Origin of the sequence: Pseudomonas sp. SDI, assembly GCF_003105155.1 — a bacterium.
GTDB lineage: Bacteria > Pseudomonadota > Gammaproteobacteria > Pseudomonadales > Pseudomonadaceae > Aquipseudomonas.
Map to the genome: position 1 here is coordinate 24074 of NZ_QETK01000036.1, position 19503 is coordinate 43576.

General features: G+C 62.1%; 14 protein-coding genes. 5 read left to right on the forward strand and 9 right to left on the reverse strand.

What is annotated here, in order from left to right; translation table 11 throughout:
• Positions 1-15: 15 nt before the first annotated feature.
• From accB to DCO48_RS19985, 9 genes are all read right to left on the reverse strand, one after another.
• Positions 16-471 carry an acetyl-CoA carboxylase biotin carboxyl carrier protein gene (gene accB, locus DCO48_RS19940; protein WP_116552322.1) on the reverse strand — a complete coding sequence of 152 codons (456 nt, stop codon included), beginning with the start codon at positions 469-471 and terminating at the stop codon, positions 16-18.
• Between the two features lie 91 nt (positions 472-562).
• The gene (gene aroQ / locus DCO48_RS19945) at positions 563-1015 is read right to left on the reverse strand and encodes a type II 3-dehydroquinate dehydratase (protein ID WP_116552323.1); all 453 of its coding nucleotides are present in this window, start codon (positions 1013-1015) and stop codon (positions 563-565) included.
• 173 nt (positions 1016-1188) lie between these two features.
• Positions 1189-2973 (reverse strand): protein-disulfide reductase DsbD, encoded by a 1785-nt coding sequence (locus tag DCO48_RS19950; protein ID WP_116552324.1) that lies wholly within the window; start codon positions 2971-2973, stop codon positions 1189-1191.
• A 94-nt stretch (positions 2974-3067) separates the two neighbouring features.
• Positions 3068-4003, reverse strand: a complete 936-nt coding sequence (locus tag DCO48_RS19955; RefSeq protein WP_116552325.1) for a hypothetical protein — start codon at positions 4001-4003, stop codon at positions 3068-3070.
• A complete protein-coding gene (locus tag DCO48_RS19960; protein WP_165840808.1) occupies positions 3996-7313 on the reverse strand; it encodes a toxin VasX in 3318 nt (1105 codons plus the stop codon). The genes DCO48_RS19955 and DCO48_RS19960 overlap by 8 nt, the downstream gene beginning before the upstream one ends.
• Complete coding sequence (locus tag DCO48_RS19970) at positions 7310-8158, reverse strand: DUF4123 domain-containing protein (protein ID WP_116552328.1); 849 nt, start codon at positions 8156-8158, stop codon at positions 7310-7312. Before DCO48_RS19970 ends, DCO48_RS19960 begins: the two co-directional genes overlap by 4 nt.
• Positions 8155-10182: a type VI secretion system tip protein VgrG gene (locus tag DCO48_RS19975; protein ID WP_116552329.1), complete on the reverse strand. Its 2028-nt coding sequence runs from the start codon at positions 10180-10182 to the stop codon at positions 8155-8157. The genes DCO48_RS19970 and DCO48_RS19975 overlap by 4 nt, the downstream gene beginning before the upstream one ends.
• A gap of 108 nt (positions 10183-10290) precedes the next feature.
• Positions 10291-12252, reverse strand: coding sequence for a methyl-accepting chemotaxis protein (locus tag DCO48_RS19980; RefSeq protein ID WP_116552330.1), 1962 nt, complete (start codon positions 12250-12252; stop codon positions 10291-10293).
• Positions 12253-12365: 113 nt separating this feature from the next.
• On the reverse strand, positions 12366-13982 hold the full coding sequence (locus tag DCO48_RS19985) for a PleD family two-component system response regulator (protein ID WP_116552331.1): 1617 nt from the start codon (positions 13980-13982) through the stop codon (positions 12366-12368).
• A gap of 281 nt (positions 13983-14263) precedes the next feature.
• On the opposite strand from DCO48_RS19985, the gene DCO48_RS19990 reads away from it, so the two are divergent.
• The 5 genes from DCO48_RS19990 to DCO48_RS20010 all read left to right on the forward strand — a co-directional run bounded on the left by DCO48_RS19990 (position 14264) and on the right by DCO48_RS20010 (position 19182).
• On the forward strand, positions 14264-15334 hold the full coding sequence (locus tag DCO48_RS19990; protein WP_116552332.1) for a DUF2333 family protein: 1071 nt from the start codon (positions 14264-14266) through the stop codon (positions 15332-15334).
• Entirely contained in the window at positions 15334-15870 is a 537-nt protein-coding gene (locus tag DCO48_RS19995) for an NUDIX hydrolase (RefSeq protein ID WP_116552333.1), read from the forward strand. Before DCO48_RS19990 ends, DCO48_RS19995 begins: the two co-directional genes overlap by 1 nt.
• 194 nt (positions 15871-16064) lie before the next feature.
• Positions 16065-16439, forward strand: coding sequence for a translation initiation factor Sui1 (locus DCO48_RS20000; protein WP_116552334.1), 375 nt, complete (start codon positions 16065-16067; stop codon positions 16437-16439).
• 148 nt (positions 16440-16587) lie between these two features.
• The gene (speA, locus tag DCO48_RS20005) at positions 16588-18501 is read left to right on the forward strand and encodes an arginine decarboxylase (protein ID WP_116552335.1); all 1914 of its coding nucleotides are present in this window, start codon (positions 16588-16590) and stop codon (positions 18499-18501) included.
• 381 nt (positions 18502-18882) lie between these two features.
• The gene (locus tag DCO48_RS20010) at positions 18883-19182 is read left to right on the forward strand and encodes a DUF3077 domain-containing protein (RefSeq protein WP_116552336.1); all 300 of its coding nucleotides are present in this window, start codon (positions 18883-18885) and stop codon (positions 19180-19182) included.
• Positions 19183-19503: the final 321 nt, after the last annotated feature.

Below are 19503 nucleotides of genomic sequence, written 5' to 3' on the forward strand. Positions count from 1 at the left end.
TTGGCTCTCCGCGGTTCAAACGATGGTGAACAGCGGCTGGTCGAACTCAACCGGCTGGCCGTCTTCTACCAGGATCGACTCGATCACACCGCTGGTTTCAGCTTCGATGTGGTTCATCATCTTCATGGCTTCGACGATGCACAGGGTGTCGCCTTTCTTCACGGTCTGGCCAACTTCAACGAAGGCTGGCGAGGTAGGCGAAGCTTTGCGGTAGAAGGTGCCGACCATCGGCGAACGGGCAACGGTGCCGTTCAGCTTAGGTGCAGCTGGCGCTTCGGCGGCAGCGGCTGGAGCAGCAGCGGCCGGTGCGGCCACTGGCGCAGCGACTGGAGCCGGTGCGTAGTATTGCTGAGCCGGGGTTTTGCTGTGGCGGCTGATACGTACGGACTCTTCGCCTTCCTTGATCTCCAGCTCGTCGATGCCAGACTCTTCCAGCAGTTCGATCAGTTTCTTGACTTTACGGATATCCATTAATCATCAACTCCCAAGGTTCGGACAGGGGGCGTATAAACGTGTATTCAAACGTTTCTACAAGCCTGGCCAAGGGGCCAGGCCTTCGTTATCAGGGCTTTGCGTGAGCAGCCAGTTGCTCCAGGGCGGACTCCAGGGCCAAGCGGTAACCGCTGGCGCCCAGGCCGCAGATCACACCTACTGCAACGTCGGAGAAGTAGGAGTGATGGCGAAAAGGCTCGCGTTTGTGCACGTTGGACAAATGCACTTCGATGAATGGGATGCTCACCGCCAGCAACGCGTCACGTAATGCGACGCTTGTGTGCGTGAAAGCCGCCGGATTGATCAGGATGAAATCCACACCTTCGTTGCGTGCGGCATGGATTCGGTCAATCAGCTCGTATTCGGCATTGCTTTGCAGGTATTGCAGATGGTGGCCCGCAGCACGTGCGCGCTGCTCCAGGTCCTGATTGATCTGGGCCAGGGTCACCGCGCCATAGACGCCGGGTTCGCGAGTGCCGAGCAGGTTCAGGTTGGGGCCATGCAGCACCAGTAGGGTAGCCATCTGCGGTTCCTTTGATTGTCGGGCAATATACGTAGCGCGGCGACTATGCCGCAAAGCCCCAAGCGATGTCCAGTTACCTGCAATAGCCAGCACGATGACCGAGATTCGCGCAAAGTATGTGACTAATTTATTAATTTTGGTCATCGAGGCCGCTTTTTGCACGGCCCCAGCAGTTATAGACCGACTTCGCTGCGTATGCGCGTCAGATGTGCGGCGAATTCGCCGGCGTTGGTCTCGCCAACCACCCGGGCGTCGGTTTTTTCGCTGCCGTTCGCGGCAAAGAACAGCAGCGCAGGCGGGCCGAACAGTTGGTAGCGGTCGAGCAGGGCGCGCTGCTCGGCGCTGCTGCGGGTGATGTCGAAGCGCACCAGGCGATAGCCCTGGAGTTGCGCGACTACGGGGGCGGCATTGAGTACTTCGTGCTCGATCACCTTGCAACTGATGCACCAGTCGGCGTACCAGTCCAGCACCAGCGGTTGGCCGGCGGCCTTGGCTTCGGCCAGTACGCTGTCGAGGGCGGCGGGCGAATCGACGGTCTGCCAGCGGTCCGTCGTGGTTGTGCCGGCAGCGTTCAATGTGGGCGGTGCCGAGCTGGCGTTGAGCGGGCGCAGCGGGTCGCTCTGGCCGCTATACGCGCCATACCAGCAGGCCAGTGCATAGCACAGCAGAAACAGCCCGAGCACCTGGGCCAGGCGCTGACGAGTGGTTTTCACCACGAACTCCAGCGCGCCAAGGAACACTGCGACGCCTGCGGCCAGCAAGCCAACCAGCAGCAGCGTGGCCTGGCCGGGCAGTACGCGGCTGAGCAGGCCGATAGCCAGACCGAGTAGCAGCACGCCGATGGCGTTTTTCACCGTCACCAGCCAGGGGCCGCTTTTCGGCAGCCAGGCGGCGCCACCGGTGGCGACCAGCAGCAGCGGTGCGCCCATGCCCAGGCCGAGGGCGAACAGTTTCAGGCCGCCACCCAGGGCGTCGCCACTGGCGCTTATATAGAGCAGTGCACCGGCCAGCGGCGCCGAGACGCAAGGTGACACCAGCAGGCTCGAGACCACCCCGAGCACGGCGGCGCCGAGCAGCGAACCGCCTTTGGTCTGGCCGGCCAGGCGGTCCAGGCGGCTGCTGATGGCATGGGGCAGTTTCAGTTCGAACAAGCCGAACATGGCCAGGGCAAACACCACGAAGAATGCCGCGAACGGCACCAGCACCCAGGCCGATTGCAGGCGCGCCTGCAGGTTGAGGCTGGCGCCGAACAGGCCCATCAGGGCGCCGAGCAGGGCGAAGCAGGCAGCCATCGGCAGCACGTAGGCCAGCGACAGGCTGAAACCGCGCCAGCCACCGACCTGACCACGCAGCACCACGCCTGAGAGAATCGGCAGCATTGGCAACACGCAGGGGGTGAAGGTCAGGCCGACGCCGGCGAGGAAGAACAGTGCCAGCGCTTTCCAGGTCCAGGCTTTGTCGGCGGCGCCAGCGCTGGCGGCGGGGGCGACACCGCTGCCGTCGATGCTCAGGCGCTCGGTTTCCGGTGGGTAGCACAGGCCTTTGTCGGCACAGCCCTGGTAGGTGACTACCAGGGTAAACGGGCGTTTGTCGTCGGTGCGTGGCAGGTCGACGTCGACGATGGTGTGGTAGACCTCGACATCGCCGAAGAACTCATCGTGCTTGGCTTCGCCGGCGGGCAGTTGCACAGCACCGAGCTTGATATCGGCCGGTTCGGTGCGGAACTGGAAGCGATGCCGGTAGAGGTAGTAGCCCTCGGTGGGCACGAAGCGCAGCTTGATCGCCTGGGCATCGCCCTGGATGAGGTTGAGCTTGAAGGCTTCGCGCACCGGCAGGAAGTCGGCGCTGTTGTTCAGGCTCGAGGCGCCGAAGGTGGCGCTGGGGCGGCTGTCGAGCAGGCCGGCAGCGACGGCTGGCAAGGCCAGGAGCAGAAACAGGAGGCAGAGCAGGCGACGCATGAGCAGTCTCACAGGGTGAACGTGTCGGCCATGATAACGGAGATTGGTGGCCGGGGTGCCCTGCTGCGAATTGTCACGCAGGGTGCTGACGGGGTCAGGTTGACGTTGGGCGGGGCTGCTTGCCGTTGGCGAGTTCGGCTTCGCGTACGAAGATGGCGGCTTCAAGTTCGGGGGAGCGTTTGGCCCATTGCTCGGGGGGGAGGGGGGAGGACCATTCGATGATGGTGGGATCTGTAAAGTCGGGTAAAGGAAGAAGTTTCTTTCGTTCGAACACATCGATTAGCAAACAATTGAAAACGAACAAACTGAAGAAGCCGTCCCATAGCAGGGCAAGAAACCAGCCTTTTTGCGTCGCGGCTTCTTTGATGCCTTCTATGTAGGTTGCCAGGATACCTTTGGTGCGGTTGAAGCGAGCAGTGTTATCTGCCACGGCGTCGGGCCCGATTTCCATGTAACTGCGTACGCACTCCCACTGGGCCATCGCACTTTCGCCACCTCCGCATGCAATTCCGATGGAGAACGCACGTTCACTGTAAGGTGCCTCCGGGTCGGGGTTGTCGAAGCCGATAAAGAGCATGCCCACCGAAGAGCCACCGCCGAGGCCCACGGTTTTTTGTTCAACGGCTATGGCGGTGACCGTTTCCCAAGGGACAATCCAGTGGGCGCCAGTTTTTAGCGGAACGCAGACTTCACGGCGTTGGCGATTGAAGCGAATGGGTAGAGGAGTAGGGGTGTTAAGGTCGTTCAGTAATATAATTGTTGGGACTGAAACAATAGCGAATCCTAGCCACAGAGAAATGATGTCATTGGATAGATAGGCGATCATGGCCGACAAGAAAACCATGGCGGATATAATTGCAATTGCAGTTCCAGGGGTGTAGGTGCTGATATCCATGAATGAGTCGTTTTTTCGCCAAATCGTATTCATTATGTCAACAGGTTTTTGTCCTGTTGGCACTGAGAGAGGGGCAAGATAATCATGGCGTCCAAATAGGCGGCTTTTCGTTGTTCCAGCTGGGGTTCTAGTCACGACGTGTCCTCGGTTGAACGTATGAAGAACACTGTACGCCGTTGGCTAGCACGTAAGTTTTTGCTCCTGAGTTGCGCTCATTACATTCATTTCTTAGTGTTAGTGTTCCATTGGTATAACTAAGTGAAAATTTCAGTCCAGATTTTCCTCCGATGAAATTACCTTCGCCTAAGAGCGCGGTCAGCGGTGTTTGGTAGAGGATTTTTAAATTAACTTCGCTTGGGCTGGAGAAGTCTTTCGAACCTACTAGCGCTCCAGAAATTCGGAGGCCATCCCCCTCTTGATGAGGGATCCATTTGCATTCACCCTTCGAAAGCCAGTGGGGTGTCACGTCGATCCACTGCTGCGGGGGCTGTTGAGTTTTCATCAGCATGCCAGCATTTTGTCCGATCAGGGCTTCTAGGTTCACGCAGTAGCCAGTGATGAGTATCTCAAGATAAAGGTCTGACGGATTTGCCCCTGGTAAGTCAATTGTCACTGAGTCGATGGTGCTGATGTACTTGACACCACTATAGGAATTCAATGAGCTGACCCTATGGTTTGAGCTGGTGAAAGTGACTCGAGGTGTGTATAGGAGGGCGAAAAGTTTTTCGAGCTCTGCATATTGTGACTTTGCGTCAATTGGTAGAAGCCAGGATGAGCGTTTTTTTGACCAGCAGCAGTGGTAAAGGAAGTTTTGAAGTGGTGTTTGCTGGAATAGCCACGTTATTAAATAGACTATCCCTAGCGCCGCTATCAGGAATGAGATCGGCCCCATCCAAAGTAGGTAGCCAGCGATTGCGATGTCGAAGGTGACAAGGCCAAGTATTGCTTTCATTGTATAAAATATACCAGCTGCTGCCTGTAGTCCGTATGTCGCTACCAAACCTCCTACAGCTACCTTGCGCAGCTTTAACCATGGGTCGGCCGAGTGGAGGCTTGCACTAATTTGAATTTCTAGTGATTTGAACTCTTGAATTGCTGCAGTTGTGGAAAGTAGGCCAATGACCCCGCCGAACAATGTCAAAGCAGGCATTTGGGAGGCCTGAAAGCGAAAGGTATTAACGCCTAAACCTTTGCGAATCTGACTATCTACCACAGCCGTCAACGCCGCCCCGGCATAAAGCACCGCCGCCGCTGTGTCATGTATCCGCTGCTCATCCGGCCTTGGCACCGCCTGCAACTGCCCCAGATACCGCTGCGCATTCAGCAGGTTCAACACCATCACCGCCAGCGGTAATACCCCGCCACTGTTCTCGATCACCGCCGGGCTGCGTATCGCGTCCACCTTCCCCAGCCCAATTGCCTGCCCCGTGCGTTGGGTCCACTCGCTCAAGGCCTCACCCGCACCGCCAACAAAGCGCAGTATTCGTTGCTTACCCTCCGTGACCCTGCGGATTGCACTGTCGCCACTCAGCCGCGCCATCACCAGAATGCTTGCCCAGGCCGGATGAAGCGCCTCGGGTGAATCCTTGCCCAGCAGCAGAAACGCCGAGCCCAGGCGTTTGAGCAGCAGGCTGAACGCTGACTCCTCCGGGCCGCTCATCGAGCCCAGTTCGTAGAGCACTGCTTTGCTGATCGGCGCCAGTACCTTGTACAGGGCTGCGATCGCCTGCTCGCGATTCTCCACGGCCAATGCGGTGGCCAGTTCGCCCATCCGGCTGGTGATCACCAGCCCGCCTTCCAGGCTCGGACTCCAGGCATACACCAACTGGCGCAGGATGCCGGGGTCGGTGCTGCGCACATACGCTGCATATTGCTCGACGCCGGCCTGGGTATCGCATTGCGAACTGAGGCAGGCCATGGCCAGCTCGTTCAGCCAGCGCCATGTTGGTGTATGTTCGTGGTCGATGAACCAGGTCGCCCGATGGTGTTCGTACAACAAACGGCCTCGATCCGTTAGCAGCAGTTCCTGGCGCGTCCTGACCTGCTCGAAGTGGGCCGGCGCTGTTTCGTCCAGCCAGGTGTTCATGGCAGCCAGGTCGATGTATTCCTCGACTTCGTAGCCGTTGCGCTCACTCAGGTTTTCGACTTTCTCCGCACGATACTCGCGAACCACGGATTCGATTTCATTGTGCAGTTCAGGCGGGATGAAGGCCCGCACGGGTTGCAGGCACTGGCTTTTCTTTTGCCAGACCTTGTTCAGTTCAGCGTCGGCCTCCTTATGGGAATACTTGCGCCCGCGCTCCTGGTTGATTGCCGACTCTTCCCGGAACAGTTCGTCGAGCTGGTGGTGAGCCTTGAGCAGGGTCTCGCCTTGTTCTTTCGAGAACTGAAGGTCCTGTTCGCGGTAGCGGTAGCTGAGTATTCCCGCGACTTCGCTGGCGCTCTCTTCCAGCAGGCTGCGGATAAAGCCGCCCGTTTGCAGGCGGATACTGTGGCCCTGCTGCCACTGCTGGTGGTCGACCTGGAGCTTTTCCTGTTCATGGTTGATGTCGCGCAGCAGCCCCAGCTCATCGTCCAGGCAGGCGAACACCGGATACAGTGCGTCGGCCTGTTGGCGAACCTGCTCTGCCCAGCGCGCGGCGTCCCGGTTGTCCCAGGGCACCGCACTCCACTCGCCAGGTACCGGCGACGCCACGGTGATTTCGGGCGATTGCTCACTGGCCTGCCGGCCTTCGTCATAGCTGACTTCGGCGTCGGAGTACGCCTTGACGTTCTCGTCGCTCGGGTTGCTGACCACCCGTTGGCGCAGCTTGTTGGCATTCTGGCGATTGGCTTCGCCGTTGCGCTGATGATCCACCGCCTTTGCGCGCTTACAAACCGCAGGTTCCAGTTCGCCGATTATCCGCTCGACATCATCGAAGGGTGGGCAATGCGGCGCTTCGAGCGTATTGGCGATCCTTCGCAAATCGATATGGCGCATGTGCTGCTCGCGAACCGCTCGTTCGCTCAGGCGCGCGCACTGCGCCGCGCCGATCGGGTACTCGGTGAAGCACATCCAGGCCTCTTCGTGCTTGTCCAGCGCAAGGCCCGTCAGGCTGCCGTCGTCGACGAGATCGGCAGGTGCCGTCAATGGCTGCTCCAGCAGCAGGCCATCGCCGGCCACCGCGTAACGCTGGAGCGGACCCTGGTGATGCCAGACATACACGAATCCGCTGCGCAGGCGCCGAGCCGCCAGAGGGTGACTGGCAAATGCCTCGGCCATCGGACAGGCGCGGTGTTCAAGGGCATGCTCGGCCAGGGCGTAACGCACGGGCACAATGAACAATTGTGGCTGACTGGCCGGGCATGGCCGTAGCAGGATGTCGACATCGGTTTTCCGTGCCGCGCGGGCGGCACGCTGCTGGGCAACGCGTTCACGGACACGGGCAAATGCGCTCTCGCTCATGAGGAAACCTCCGCAGAAAGGACCAATTGGCGTATCTGTTCGACCTGTGCGCGCTCCAGGCGCTGACTGGGCGTCAAGCCCGGTTCGCTAAGCAGTGCGCGATACACCGCGTGTTCGGGGCGTTCGGGAAAGCAGTCACCGTACTCGGCAGAGAGCCCAGCCCAGCCGAGCACGTCGGCTTCGCTGGTCAGGCCATAGCGCGCGGCGTTCTGACGGCAGCATGCGGCCCAGGCGAGTTGTTTCGCCTCGTCCATTTGCTGGAGTGCCGTTGGGGCGAATTGCCGGACGTGATCGATGAGCTTGCGGTCGAACGTCTCCAACTGCGACTGGTTGAGGCGCTCGAATTGCTCGATGGAGAACCTCAGCCACGGCGTGTGCGCATAGCGCGCCGCCAGCACTGCTGACTGCCGCCGCACCTCATGCGTGTCGCCGTTGCCTTGCGACCAGCGCATGAGCTGAACCGGGCCCATCAGGCGATCGCGCTCCGGGTAGCTCAGGGGCCTGAGCCAGCGCGCCGTCACGCTCGGGTCGTAAAAACGAAACAGCACCGTTTCGGTCCCGGCCAGTTGCAGATGAACCAGGCTGCTCAAATGCCCCAGTAACAGGTGGTGTGGCGCATCGCTTTCAAGCCAGAGACCGTGTTTGCCTTGCCAGTCGCGCCGGAAGGTCTTCGCCACCTGACCGTCCGGCTCGACCCGGACCAGCCACGGGCCGAGATCGCTCACCAGCGAATACGCCGTGTTGGCGTAGAGCGGGTAGGGCGTGAGGGTCGAGTCCAGTGTCAACAACAGCGTGGGCAGGTGCTCGAAGCGTGCGCCGTCCAGCAACAGATAGGTGTGGCTCATGTGCGGCGCTCCGCCAGCAGCGCACACACTGTGCAAGCCGCAGATCCTGCGTCGGATGCCGTTTGCAGGTTGTGCGACTGGCTTGCCAGCGCCACCTCGGTCATGTTCGCCAACGCCGCCTGGGCAACGGTGGCCAGCGGCACCCCCGGCAGCGGCGCACCGCCGACCTGTATCGGGCAACTACTGAAAATCCCCCCTGGCCCGATCAGCAGGTGCTGGCCGCCTGCGCTCAAGCTCAGGTTCACCCCACCGTCGATGATGATCTCCGCTCCCGCCTTCAGGTGCACCTGCTGACCGGCCTCGACCACGATGGCCTGTTGCACGTGGGTGTGCTGGCTGCCGCTCACCTGGAGATAGTCGTCGGCCTCCAGCGTCACCTTGCGATGGCCCGTGACCGTGCGCTGGTCCTCCGCTTTGAGCACCACCACGCTATTGCCGCTGACCCGCTCATGCCGCTCGTTACCCACCTCCAGACGGCTGTCGTGTGCCACGTGGCGGACCAGGTCGCGCTCGGCGCGCAGGTAGATTTCCTCCTGCCCGGCGCGGTCTTCGATGTGCAGCTCGTTATAACCACCACTCTCTGGTGTGCTGCGGCTGCGGAACACGCTGCGCGACTTGTGTGCCGGCAACTCATAGGCGGGCCGGTGCAGGTCGTTGGGCAGACAATGGCTGACAATCGGCCGGGAGGGATCCCCTTCGATGAACAGCACCAGCACTTCCATGCCGACGCGCGGTAGGGTCACCGCCCCGTAGCGGTCGCCCGCCCAGCTTGAGGCCACGCGCAGCCAGCAACTGCTGAGTTCATCGTGCTGGCCCTCGCGGTCCCAGTGAAACTGCACCTTGATCCGGCCATGGGCATCGCAGTGGATTTCGTCGCCCTGGGGGCCGGTGACGCGTGCCGTCTGGCTCACCAGCGTCGGTGGCGCAGGCGCGAGAGGTGGGCGGAACAGTACCTCCTTCGGCGTGGCGGTGAAGCTATTACGGTAGCCTTGCCATTGCCCGGCGCCGTGTTCATCCGCGGCCGGGGCGCTTTCTTCCAGCACCTGCGGCTGGCGGCCCTGATGCCGCACCTGCGTCAGCAGCCACAGATCGTTCCACGCGGTACGCGGGTGACTGTGCAACGGCAACAGGTGCCCGCTTGCCAGCCGTGGCTGATCGCTTTCACCTTCGGCCAGGCAGTAATCGATGCGATGTGCCTCTAACGCCCGTTGGCTCAACTGCTGGCCCTGCTGTTCGCGCTGGAAGCCGCCGGGGTAGTGGTAGTCCTCCAGGTCCGGCTGGCGCAGTTCGTTGTCGCCACCGCTGTGCGCGGCAAGCTGATAATCGCTGTGGGTGAAGTTGTAGTCCTGGCGCGTCGTGCGGCTGCTGGCGGTGTTCAGGCCCAGGCTGAAACGACGCACCACCGGCTCCCTGGCGACCATCGCGCTGTCTTGCACATAGGGCGTGGGGCAGTCGAGCTCGGGGAAGCCGGCCTGATGATCGGCAAACACCAGCAGGTGCCCCTGCGGCGAGTGCTGGAAGTGGTAGTGGATGCCGTCCTCGGCACACAGGCGCTGGATGAAGGCGAGGTCGGACTCGCCGTACTGCACACAGTATTCACGTGGCGCGAACGGCTCGTGGAGCTTGAAGCGAAAGGTGTCGGCGAGGATGCCGTGATCCTTCAGCACCCTGGCAACAATCTGTGGCACCGTGCGCTGCTGGAAGATCCGATGGTTGCGGCGCAACGCCAGGCGCGCCAGTTGCGGCGCCAGTTGCAAATAATAGTGGGTGAAACGCCGGCCGGATTCGCCCTGGCGGATGCGCTGCACCTGGCCATGGATACCGGCACCGCTGCTACCGAAAGCGAGGAAGGCGCGCTGGTGCAGCAACTGCTCCAGGGCCAGGTCGGGGCGCTCGCAGACCAGCTCCAGCTCAAATGCGTAAAGCGTACTGATGGCTTCGGTGCCGCTGAAGGCAAGTACCCGCAGTTCGGGGGCATCGACTTCAAAAGCGAGCTGAAATGGCTGCCGTGTCGAGAAGAACATCCGCTGTCCTTGTGATCATGGGGGCTCCCACTGGAAGTCCCCCCCGCAAAGATCAGCACGCTAGCAAAAGTATCCTCGGCTGGATGTCAGACCGTTCCGAAAATTGTTTCAAAGGCGGAATGCACGGACCGCAGTATTCAACTCACCGCCCAGGCGCAGCAGGTGTTCGCCTTGTTCGCGGCCTTCGCCGATGCGCTGCAGGTTGTCCTCGCCAAGGTCGTGAATGCGCTCGCTGTGGTCGCGAATCTCGCTGACCGCGCCGCTCTGCTGGGCGGTGACGTCGGCGATGCGCACGGCGGTGTCGGCGATGGTCTGGATCGCCGCAACGATCTCGTCCAGCGCGCCGTCCGCCGCCTGCGCCTGGTCGGCGGTGGCCTCGGCGTGTTCGAGTTGCGCGCGCATGCCCTCGACCGATTCCTTGGCCGCTTGCTGCAAGCGCTGGATCAGGCCCTGGATTTCCGCCGTCGCCCCGGTGGTGCGCTGGGCCAGCGAGCGGACTTCTTCGGCGACCACGGCAAAGCCACGGCCCATCTCGCCGGCGCGAGCGGCCTCGATGGCAGCGTTGAGGGCCAGCAGGTTGGTCTGCTCGGCAATCGAGCGGATTACCGTCAGCACCCCGCCGATGGTCGCTGACTCTTGCGCCAGTTCCTCGATCATCTGCGCGTTGCCTTGCACCTCATCGACCAGCGTGCGCAGGCCGGCCAGGCTCTGGCCGATCACCGCCTGGCCCTGTTCCACGGCCCGCCCGGCATCGCGGCTGGCGTCCGCCGCCTGGCTGGCATCGCCGGCCACCTGGACGATGGTCGCCTCCAGCTCGCCGAGGGCATCGCGGATCTGCGCGGTATCGCCGGCCTGGCGCTCGGCGCCATCGTGCAGCGCGCTGCTCATGCCGGCCAGGGCGTGGCTGCTGCCGGCGACCTGCTCGGCATTGTTGCGGATGGTCCCGACCAGCTCCACCAGGTAGGCGCGCAGGCGGTTCAGCGACGCCTGAATGTCGTGCATCTCGCGGTTGCTGCGACCCAGCGCAATCGGCTGGCTGAAGTCGCCGCCGGCCCAGTGTGACAGGGCCGGCGCCAGGTTGGTCAGCACCCGCGCCAGACGTCGTTGCAGGGTGTCGACCAGCAAGGCGATCAGCAGGATCAGGGCAATCATCAGGCCCTGGATCAGGCGTACTTCGCCCTGGATCTGTCCATGCTGGCTGCGCACGCGCGGCTCCAGCTCGGCGATGGCCTGCTGCACGGCGGCCATGCGCGCCTGGGTACTGTCGGCCAGTTCGGTGCGGCGCTGGATCTGCTCACGGGTGCGTTGCAGTTCCGCCGGGTAGCGGTTGAGCAGGCTGTTCAGCTCGCGCTTGAGTGCTACGCCGCTGTCTTCGGCGGTGGCAGTGCGCTGACTTTCCAGGCCCATCATTGCGGCAAAGTCATCGGCGCCGGATTCCACCGCCGCCGTTACCCCGAGCAGCGGCAGCGCCTCCAGCGCTTTGGCCTGCTCGACGATCTGCTGCAGCTCGCGCTCCACCTCCAGTGCCAGCTCGCTGCGGCCGCTGCTGACCAGTTTGTCACGGGCCAGCGATAGCCGGCCCAGGTGCACCGCAGCCTCGAACAGCACCGGCGAGTAATCCCCGGCTGCGGCGTTGCCGCTGTCCTTGGCATAGCGCGACAGCTGCTCCAGATTCGCTCCCAGTTCACGCTCGGCTTGCAACAGCAGGGCCTGCGGGTCGCCGGCCAGCTTGCCGGCAGCGAGCAGCTCGTTACGGCTGAAGCCTTGCAGGCTGTCCAGGCTTGGGCGCAGGCGTTCGGCCAGCTCGGTTGGCAGGTGTTTGAGCTCGCTTTGCAGGTCGTCGGTGGCCTGCAGCGCAGTGGCGTGGCGTAGGGCGTCGCCGCTGTTGAGGTAGTCCTGAATGTTGCGCGCCACCTGGTTCTGGAACTGCTGCGACAGCCCCAGGTAGCGCTCCATCAACAGGTACGGCTGCTCCAGCGCCCGTTGCGACCACCACAGGGTCGCCCCGAGTGCGAGGCACACTGTCACCAGCAGCAGGGTATTCAGGTTGGTCAGCAACTTCAGGCGCATGGCAGGCTCTACCGACAGCAGTTTGGTAAGCGCCTGAAGTTATTGCGATTTTATGACGGGATGATGACCAAGCCGGCCGTGCGGGGAAAAAAGTGGCACATTGCCGGCAGTGCTCAGGCCTCGACCCGTTGCACGCAGTTGCGGCCGGCGCCCTTGGCCAGGTACAGCGCTTCGTCGGCGGCGGTGGCCATGCTCAGGGCATCGAGGCCCTCGCTCAGTTCCACCACGCCGGCACTGAAGGTGCAGGACAGGTCGCGCGGCTGCGCCGGGTAGTGAATCTCGGCGAAGCGCCGGCGAATCTCGTCGAGCACTTTGTGCGCTGCATGGATATCGGTGTTCGGCATGACGATGGCGAACTCTTCGCCGCCATAGCGGCCAATGAAGTCGGTTTTGCGCAGGCGTTGCTTGAGGAACAGCGCCAGGCTCTTGATTACCCGGTCGCCCATCGGGTGGCCGTGACTGTCGTTGACCTTCTTGAAGTGGTCGATATCGAGCATGGCGAAGCTCAGCGGGCGCTCTTCGCGGCGTGCGCGGAAGCTGCAGTCTTCCAGTAATTGCAGAATGTGCGTGTGGTTATACAGCCCGGTCAGGCTGTCACGGACCATCCGCGCCTTGAGGTTGCGCGCCCGTGCTGCACGGTTGCGCACGGTGGTGATCAGGTGCCGCGAACGGATCGGCTTGGTCAGGAAGTCGTCGCCGCCTTCGCTCATGGCATCGAGCTGCTTGTCGAGGTCGTCCTCGGCCGACAGGTAGATGATCGGCACGCTTACGTAGCGGTCGTTGTGGCGGATCACCTTGGCCAGTTCGGTGCCGGTGCAGGCTGGCATGTACATGTCGAGGATGATCAGGTCGGGCTGGAAGTCAGCCAGCTCGGCCATGGTCTGGATCGGGTCGATCAGCGTGCGGGTGACGATCCCGGCGCTGTTGAGCAGGCGCTCGGTATGCAGCGCCTGGGCCCGCGAGTCGTCGATGATCAGCACCTTGAACGGCTCGTACTGGGTGACGCTGGTGAGCAGCTCGACCTTCTCCAGCAGGCTCGAAGCCTCCAGGGTGCCGGTGAGAAACTCCTGGCCGCCGGCGCGCACGGCAGCCAGGCGGGTCGGGGTGTCGGTTTCATGCAGGCTGAAAAACAGCAGCGGCACGCGCTGCTCCAGGCCCTGCTGGGCTTGCGCGGCCAGTTGCAGGCCGAGGCCTGGGCCGCCGAAGTCGACGTCCATGACGATGGCCGAAGGCAGGCGCTCGGTCATCGACGCCTGGAAGGCCGCTGCACTATATAAAGCCTCGACGCCCAGGCCGAAGAACTCCAGCTGCTTGGCCAGGCGCTCGGCGCGCTCGTGGTCCTGCAGCATCACGTAGATCGGTTTGCGCAGCGGCGGCAGCGGCGTTTGCTCCAGCTGGTCGCCCTGGCGCAGGCCTGTGCGCGACAGGCGCTGCATCAGCCGGTTGAGTTCGCTGATCAGTTGGCTGCTCAGGCGCGCGCTGTTGGCTTCGACGGCGGCCAGGGTCTGGCCGATGGCGTCGGCCAGCTGGCTGTGTTCGGGTTGCTCGAAGCGCTCGGCATAGCGTTGCAGGCGCAGGTTGGCCTCGCTCAGTTCGCCGAGGTCACCGGTCGACCACTCGCTACGCTGCAGGCGCTGCCAGATTTCGAGGATTTGCCGAGCCTGGTGGATGACCCGCTGGGCAAAGTGTTGCTTGAGGCGCTCACGATTCGGGTCTTCTGGCTCGGTCATGTCCTGACTACTTATTAGAGGGGTGAGGCATTCGAGTGATGGCTCTATGCTAGCACCACTTTCCCGGCAATCGAGTGTCTTACATCAATTTACTGATCCGGCACCTAATTCAGTTCGTGACCCGATAGTCGCTTATGCGAAGCGGCAGGCTTGATTTATAGTGCAGGCATTCATGCCGACCCTGGCTTGTGGCGTTCGCCGTGTATTCTGGCGCTGCGCCGGCACGATGGCCGGGGGTTGCGGTCGAACTCTGGACATGACCTGACAGAAAGGACAACGCCATGCTGGACTGGAAAAACCGAACAGGCAAAGCCGAGTCGCGCGAGCGGACCGATAGCCGTGGCGCGGCCACGCGCAGCTACTTCAGCGGCCTGCTCAGCCGTTCGCTGGGGGCGCTGATCGGCCTCTACCTGGTGGTCACCATTGCCCTGGGCTGGTACTGGAGCGAAGAGCCGGAACTGTTCCCGGTTCAGCAAAACGCCCAGGCTGCCGCCGAGCGCAATGGCCAGCAGATGGTCATTGGCTACACCACCGTCGAAACCCTCAAGAGCGTTGCCGGCACCCTGCTGCACAAGCCGGGCGGCTACATCTCCAACGACCGCTTCCCGCCCGGCCTGTGGATGGACAACATGCCGAGCTGGGAATATGGCGTGCTGGTGCAGGTGCGTGACCTGAGCCGGGCCCTGCGTAAAGACTTCGCCCGTTCGCAGTCGCAGTCCACCGAAGACCCGGACCTGGCCAAGGCCGAGCCGAGGTTCAACTTCGACAACAAGAGCTGGATCCTGCCGTCGAGCGAATCCGAGTTCCAGGAAGGCATCAGCTCGCTGACCCGCTACCAGAAGCGCCTGGCCTCGCCGGATCAGCAGGGCGCGTTGTTCTACACCCGCGCCGACAACCTCAACAACTGGCTGGGCGATGTCGCCACCCGTCTTGGCTCGCTGTCGCAGCGGCTGTCGGCCAGCGTCGGCCGGGTCAAGCTCAACAGCACCCTGAAGACCGAAAGCGTCGCGCCGGGCCAGGCGCCGCAGGTTGACGAGGAAGTGGTCGAAACGCCATGGATGCAGATCGACAACGTGTTCTACGAAGCCCGTGGCCAGGCCTGGGCACTGTCGCACCTGCTGCGAGCCATCGAGGTCGACTTCGCTGACGTGCTGGCGAAGAAGAACGCCACGGTCAGCGTGCGCCAGATCATTCGTGAGCTGGAGGCCTCGCAAGAGCCGCTGTGGAGCCCGATGGTGCTCAACGGCAGCGGCTTCGGCATGTGGGCCAACCATTCGCTGGTGATGGCCAACTACATCTCCCGGGCCAACGCCGCAGTCATCGACCTGCGTCAGTTGCTGTCGCAAGGCTGATGGCTATCAGTGCAGCCGAGGTCGCGCACCGCGCGGCCTCCGACGCCGAACGGATCGCCTGGGTGGACGAGCAGGACATCCTGCTCGGCGCCCGGCCGCGGGCCGAGTTGCGCGAGCAGGGCCTGATCGGCCGCGGCACCTACATCCTGCTGTTCAACAGTGCCGGTGAGCTGTGCGTGCATCGGCGCACCCTGAGCAAGGCGATCTACCCCGGTTACTGGGACGTGGCCGCTGGCGGGATGGTCGCCGAACAGGAAAGCTACGAAGCGTCGGCCGCCCGCGAGCTGGAGGAAGAGCTGGGGGTAAGTGGTGTGGCGCTGACCTTTCACGAGCGGTTTTTCTTCGACCAACCGGGTAACCGGCTCTGGTGCGCGGTGTTCTCGGCGGTCTGGGACGGGCCTTTGCGCCTGCAGCCGGAGGAGGTCAGCGAAGCCCGTTTCATCCCGCTGAAAACCGCCCTGGAAGAGACCCTGCGCACGCCGTATTGCCCCGACTCGCTGGCTGCGCTGAACCGCTACATCGACCGCCGGGCCTGACGTCGCTAAAACTGTGCAAAATGGCGCAGATTTATACTTAGCAACGGGCGCATTTGTCGTTACACTGCGCGACCTTTTTACCCTGCCACGGCTTGTCTGCGGCAGGTGCGCTGCCCCTGCCAGAGTGGGGCTTCGCGGTCGGTCCCCTGCCAGGGGCGTCGACCAGTTTTTGTCCTCAACATAGAGGATCAAAAGTGGCCAAAAAAGCCGCATCATTTGCCGCCGCCCTCGGTGGCCTGGTGTACTCCACCGACACAGGCCGGCACTGCCCGGACTGCAACAAACCCGTCGATGCCTGCATCTGCAAGCAAACGGTCATCCCCGAAGGCGATGGCATCGCTCGTGTGCGCCGCGAAAGCAAAGGTCGTGGCGGCAAGACGGTGACGACAGTCAGCGGTGTTCCTCTCCCCCTGGAGCAGCTCAAGGATCTGGCGGCCACGCTGAAGAAGCGTTGCGGCACCGGTGGCGCGTTGAAAGACGGCGTCATCGAGATTCAGGGCGACCACGTCGAGCTGTTGCTTGGCGAGCTGAGCAAACAGGGTTTCAAGGCGAAAAAATCCGGCGGCTAAGCGCCTGCCCGCGCATTTTCGCTCACCGCTTTCTAAACTCGTTCCCGTGACAAGGGTCTATGCCTTGCATGGGGAAATCGTCATTTTCATTTTTTACACTGCGCCATCCCGCTTGGCCGGTGTTCTGAATTCTTTATAGGGGACTTTGATGTCCGTACGACGCACACGCAAAGACGATGGCAGCCAATGGACCGTAGCGGACAGCCGCAGTGTCTATGGTATTCGCCATTGGGGCGCGGGTTATTTCGCGATCAATGAAGCCGGGCGTGTCGAAGTTCGCCCGAACGGCCCGGCCAGTGCGCCGATCGACCTGTTCGAGCAGGTCGACGAACTGCGCAAGAGCGGCCTGTCGCTGCCGTTGCTGGTGCGCTTCCCCGACATCCTGCAAGACCGCGTACGCCAGCTGACTGGCGCTTTCGACGCCAACATCGCGCGCCTGGAATACCAGAACGAGTACACCGCGCTGTACCCGATCAAGGTCAACCAGCAGGAAGCGGTGGTGGAAAACATCATCGCCACGCAAAACGTTTCCATCGGCCTTGAAGCCGGCTCCAAGCCCGAGCTGCTGGCCGTGCTGGCGCTGGCGCCGAAGGGCGGCACCATCGTCTGCAATGGCTACAAGGACCGTGAGTTCATTCGCCTGGCGCTGATGGGCCAGAAGCTCGGTCACAATGTGTTCATCGTGATCGAGAAAGAGTCGGAAGTGGCGCTGGTGATCGAAGAAGCCGCCGAGCTCAAGGTCAAGCCACAGGTGGGGCTGCGCGTGCGGCTGTCGTCGTTGGCGTCGAGCAAATGGGCGGACACCGGTGGCGAGAAGTCCAAGTTCGGCCTGTCGGCGGCGCAGCTGATTTCCGTGGTGCAGCGGTTCCGCGATGCCGGTCTGGACCAGGGCATTCGCCTGCTGCACTTCCACATGGGTTCGCAGATCGCCAACCTGGCCGACTACCAGCATGGCTTCAAGGAAGCGATCCGTTACTACGGTGAGCTGCGTGCGTTGAACCTGCCGGTCGACCATATCGACGTGGGCGGTGGCCTGGGTGTGGACTACGACGGTACGCACTCGCGTAATGCCAGCTCGATCAACTACGACATGGACGATTACGCCGGGGTGGTGGTGGGCATGCTCAAGGAGTTCTGCGACGCGCAGGGCCTGCCGCATCCGCACATCTTCTCCGAGAGTGGCCGGTCGCTGACCGCGCACCACGCGATGCTGGTGGTGCAGGTCACCGACGTCGAGAAGCACAACGACGAAGTGCCGCAGATCGAGAACAAGGAAAGCCTGCCGGAGACTGTGCAGTGGCTGGCCGATCTGCTCGGCCCGACCGATATCGAGATGGTCACCGAGACTTACTGGCGCGCGACGCACTACATGAGCGACGTGGCGGCGCAGTATGCCGACGGCAAGATCACCCTGGCCGAGAAGGCCTTGGCCGAGCAGTGCTACTTCGCGGTGTGCCGGCGTTTGCACAACTCGCTGAAGGCGCGGCAGCGTTCGCACCGCCAGGTGCTGGACGAGTTGAACGACAAGCTGGCGGACAAGTACATCTGCAACTTCTCGGTGTTCCAGAGCCTGCCGGACACCTGGGCGATTGGCCAGGTGCTGCCGATTCTGCCGTTGCATCGTCTGGACGAAGAGCCGATGCGCCGGGCGGTGCTGCAGGACCTGACCTGTGACTCGGACGGCAAGATCAACCAGTACGTGGATGAGCAGAGCATCGAGACCAGCTTGCCGGTACACGGGATCAACGAGGGTGAGGATTACTTGCTGGGGATCTTCCTGGTGGGTGCCTATCAGGAGATTCTGGGGGATATGCACAACCTGTTCGGTGATACCGACTCGGTGAACATTTACCAGAACCCGAATGGCTCGGTGTATCACGCCGGGATCGAGACGCACGATACGATCGAGGACATGCTGCGCTATGTGCACTTGTCGCCGGAAGAGTTGATGACGCATTACCGCGACAAGGTGGCCAGCGCGAAGATTACGGTGCGTGAGCGGACGCAGTTCCTGGATGCTTTGCGGTTGGGGTTGACGCGGTCTTCGTATTTGTCTTCTTGATCGCTATCGCGGGACGAGCCCGCTTCCACAGTGGCCGGTTCATATCGGCCCCTTGTGGGAGCGGGCTCGTCCCACGATGAGGGCGGTAAGGCCTCAAACTTGTCAGCGGATTTATCCTACAAATTCTTCTGAAAAGTCGCGGTTGCCCCTGGGAAGCCCTGCCACTAGGCTCAGTCGGTCACTGACAAATCAGTGATTACTGGGTTTGGCGACCCAGGCAAACTAGCGCTTTTCCATAACATTTCCTGTTATGGCGGCTGTGTGCGGGAGGGTTTCGACCCTGCCGGATTCACTAGTTTGCCGGTTCGCCAACCCGCATTCAGCTGCCACCTCTTTGTTTGGCGACGAAAGGTGATGGCATCACCAAACTAGTGAAGTGCCATGAAAAAAATTGTCCCCGATCCCCCGCTTCATTCCCTCGTTACCAAAGAAACCTCCATCGGCCATTGCCCTGAACATGCGGATCTATTTCGTGTGCAGCCCGGTGTGGGGATTGAGGATGCTTTGGTGCATGTCAGTCTTTTGCTCCGCTGTGCCGTTGCCGCCAGTGCCCAAGCCGTTGAGCACAGCCACGGCGTGGCACAAGACTTCGGCCAGTGCACTCAGCAGTTGCTGGAGATGGCCAGAGGGTTGACCGAGTCGCTGGTCAAAGGCCTCGAAGCCAAACCAGCCCAAAGCTAGACCGACCGCTAGCCCCCACGCCGTGGGAACCCGTGGAAGCTGGCCTTGCCGGCGATGCTCTTGATCTTGGCGAGCATATCCATTTGCCATGGCGAGGCCACTTCACCTTTCCGCCCTGACGGCGGCTTACTTTGGCAAACGCCCCAAAGTAAGCAAAGGGCTCGCCCCACCTCTCGGCCCTACGCTGCGCTCCGGGTCCCCTCCCTCCGCCTACGATCCGCGGGGACCGCGCCGACGGCCCATCCATGGGCCAACGGCGCTTTCGGGCCATCCATGGCCCTCACCCCACAGATCGCAGGCTCCACTCGGCCTCGGGTTAAC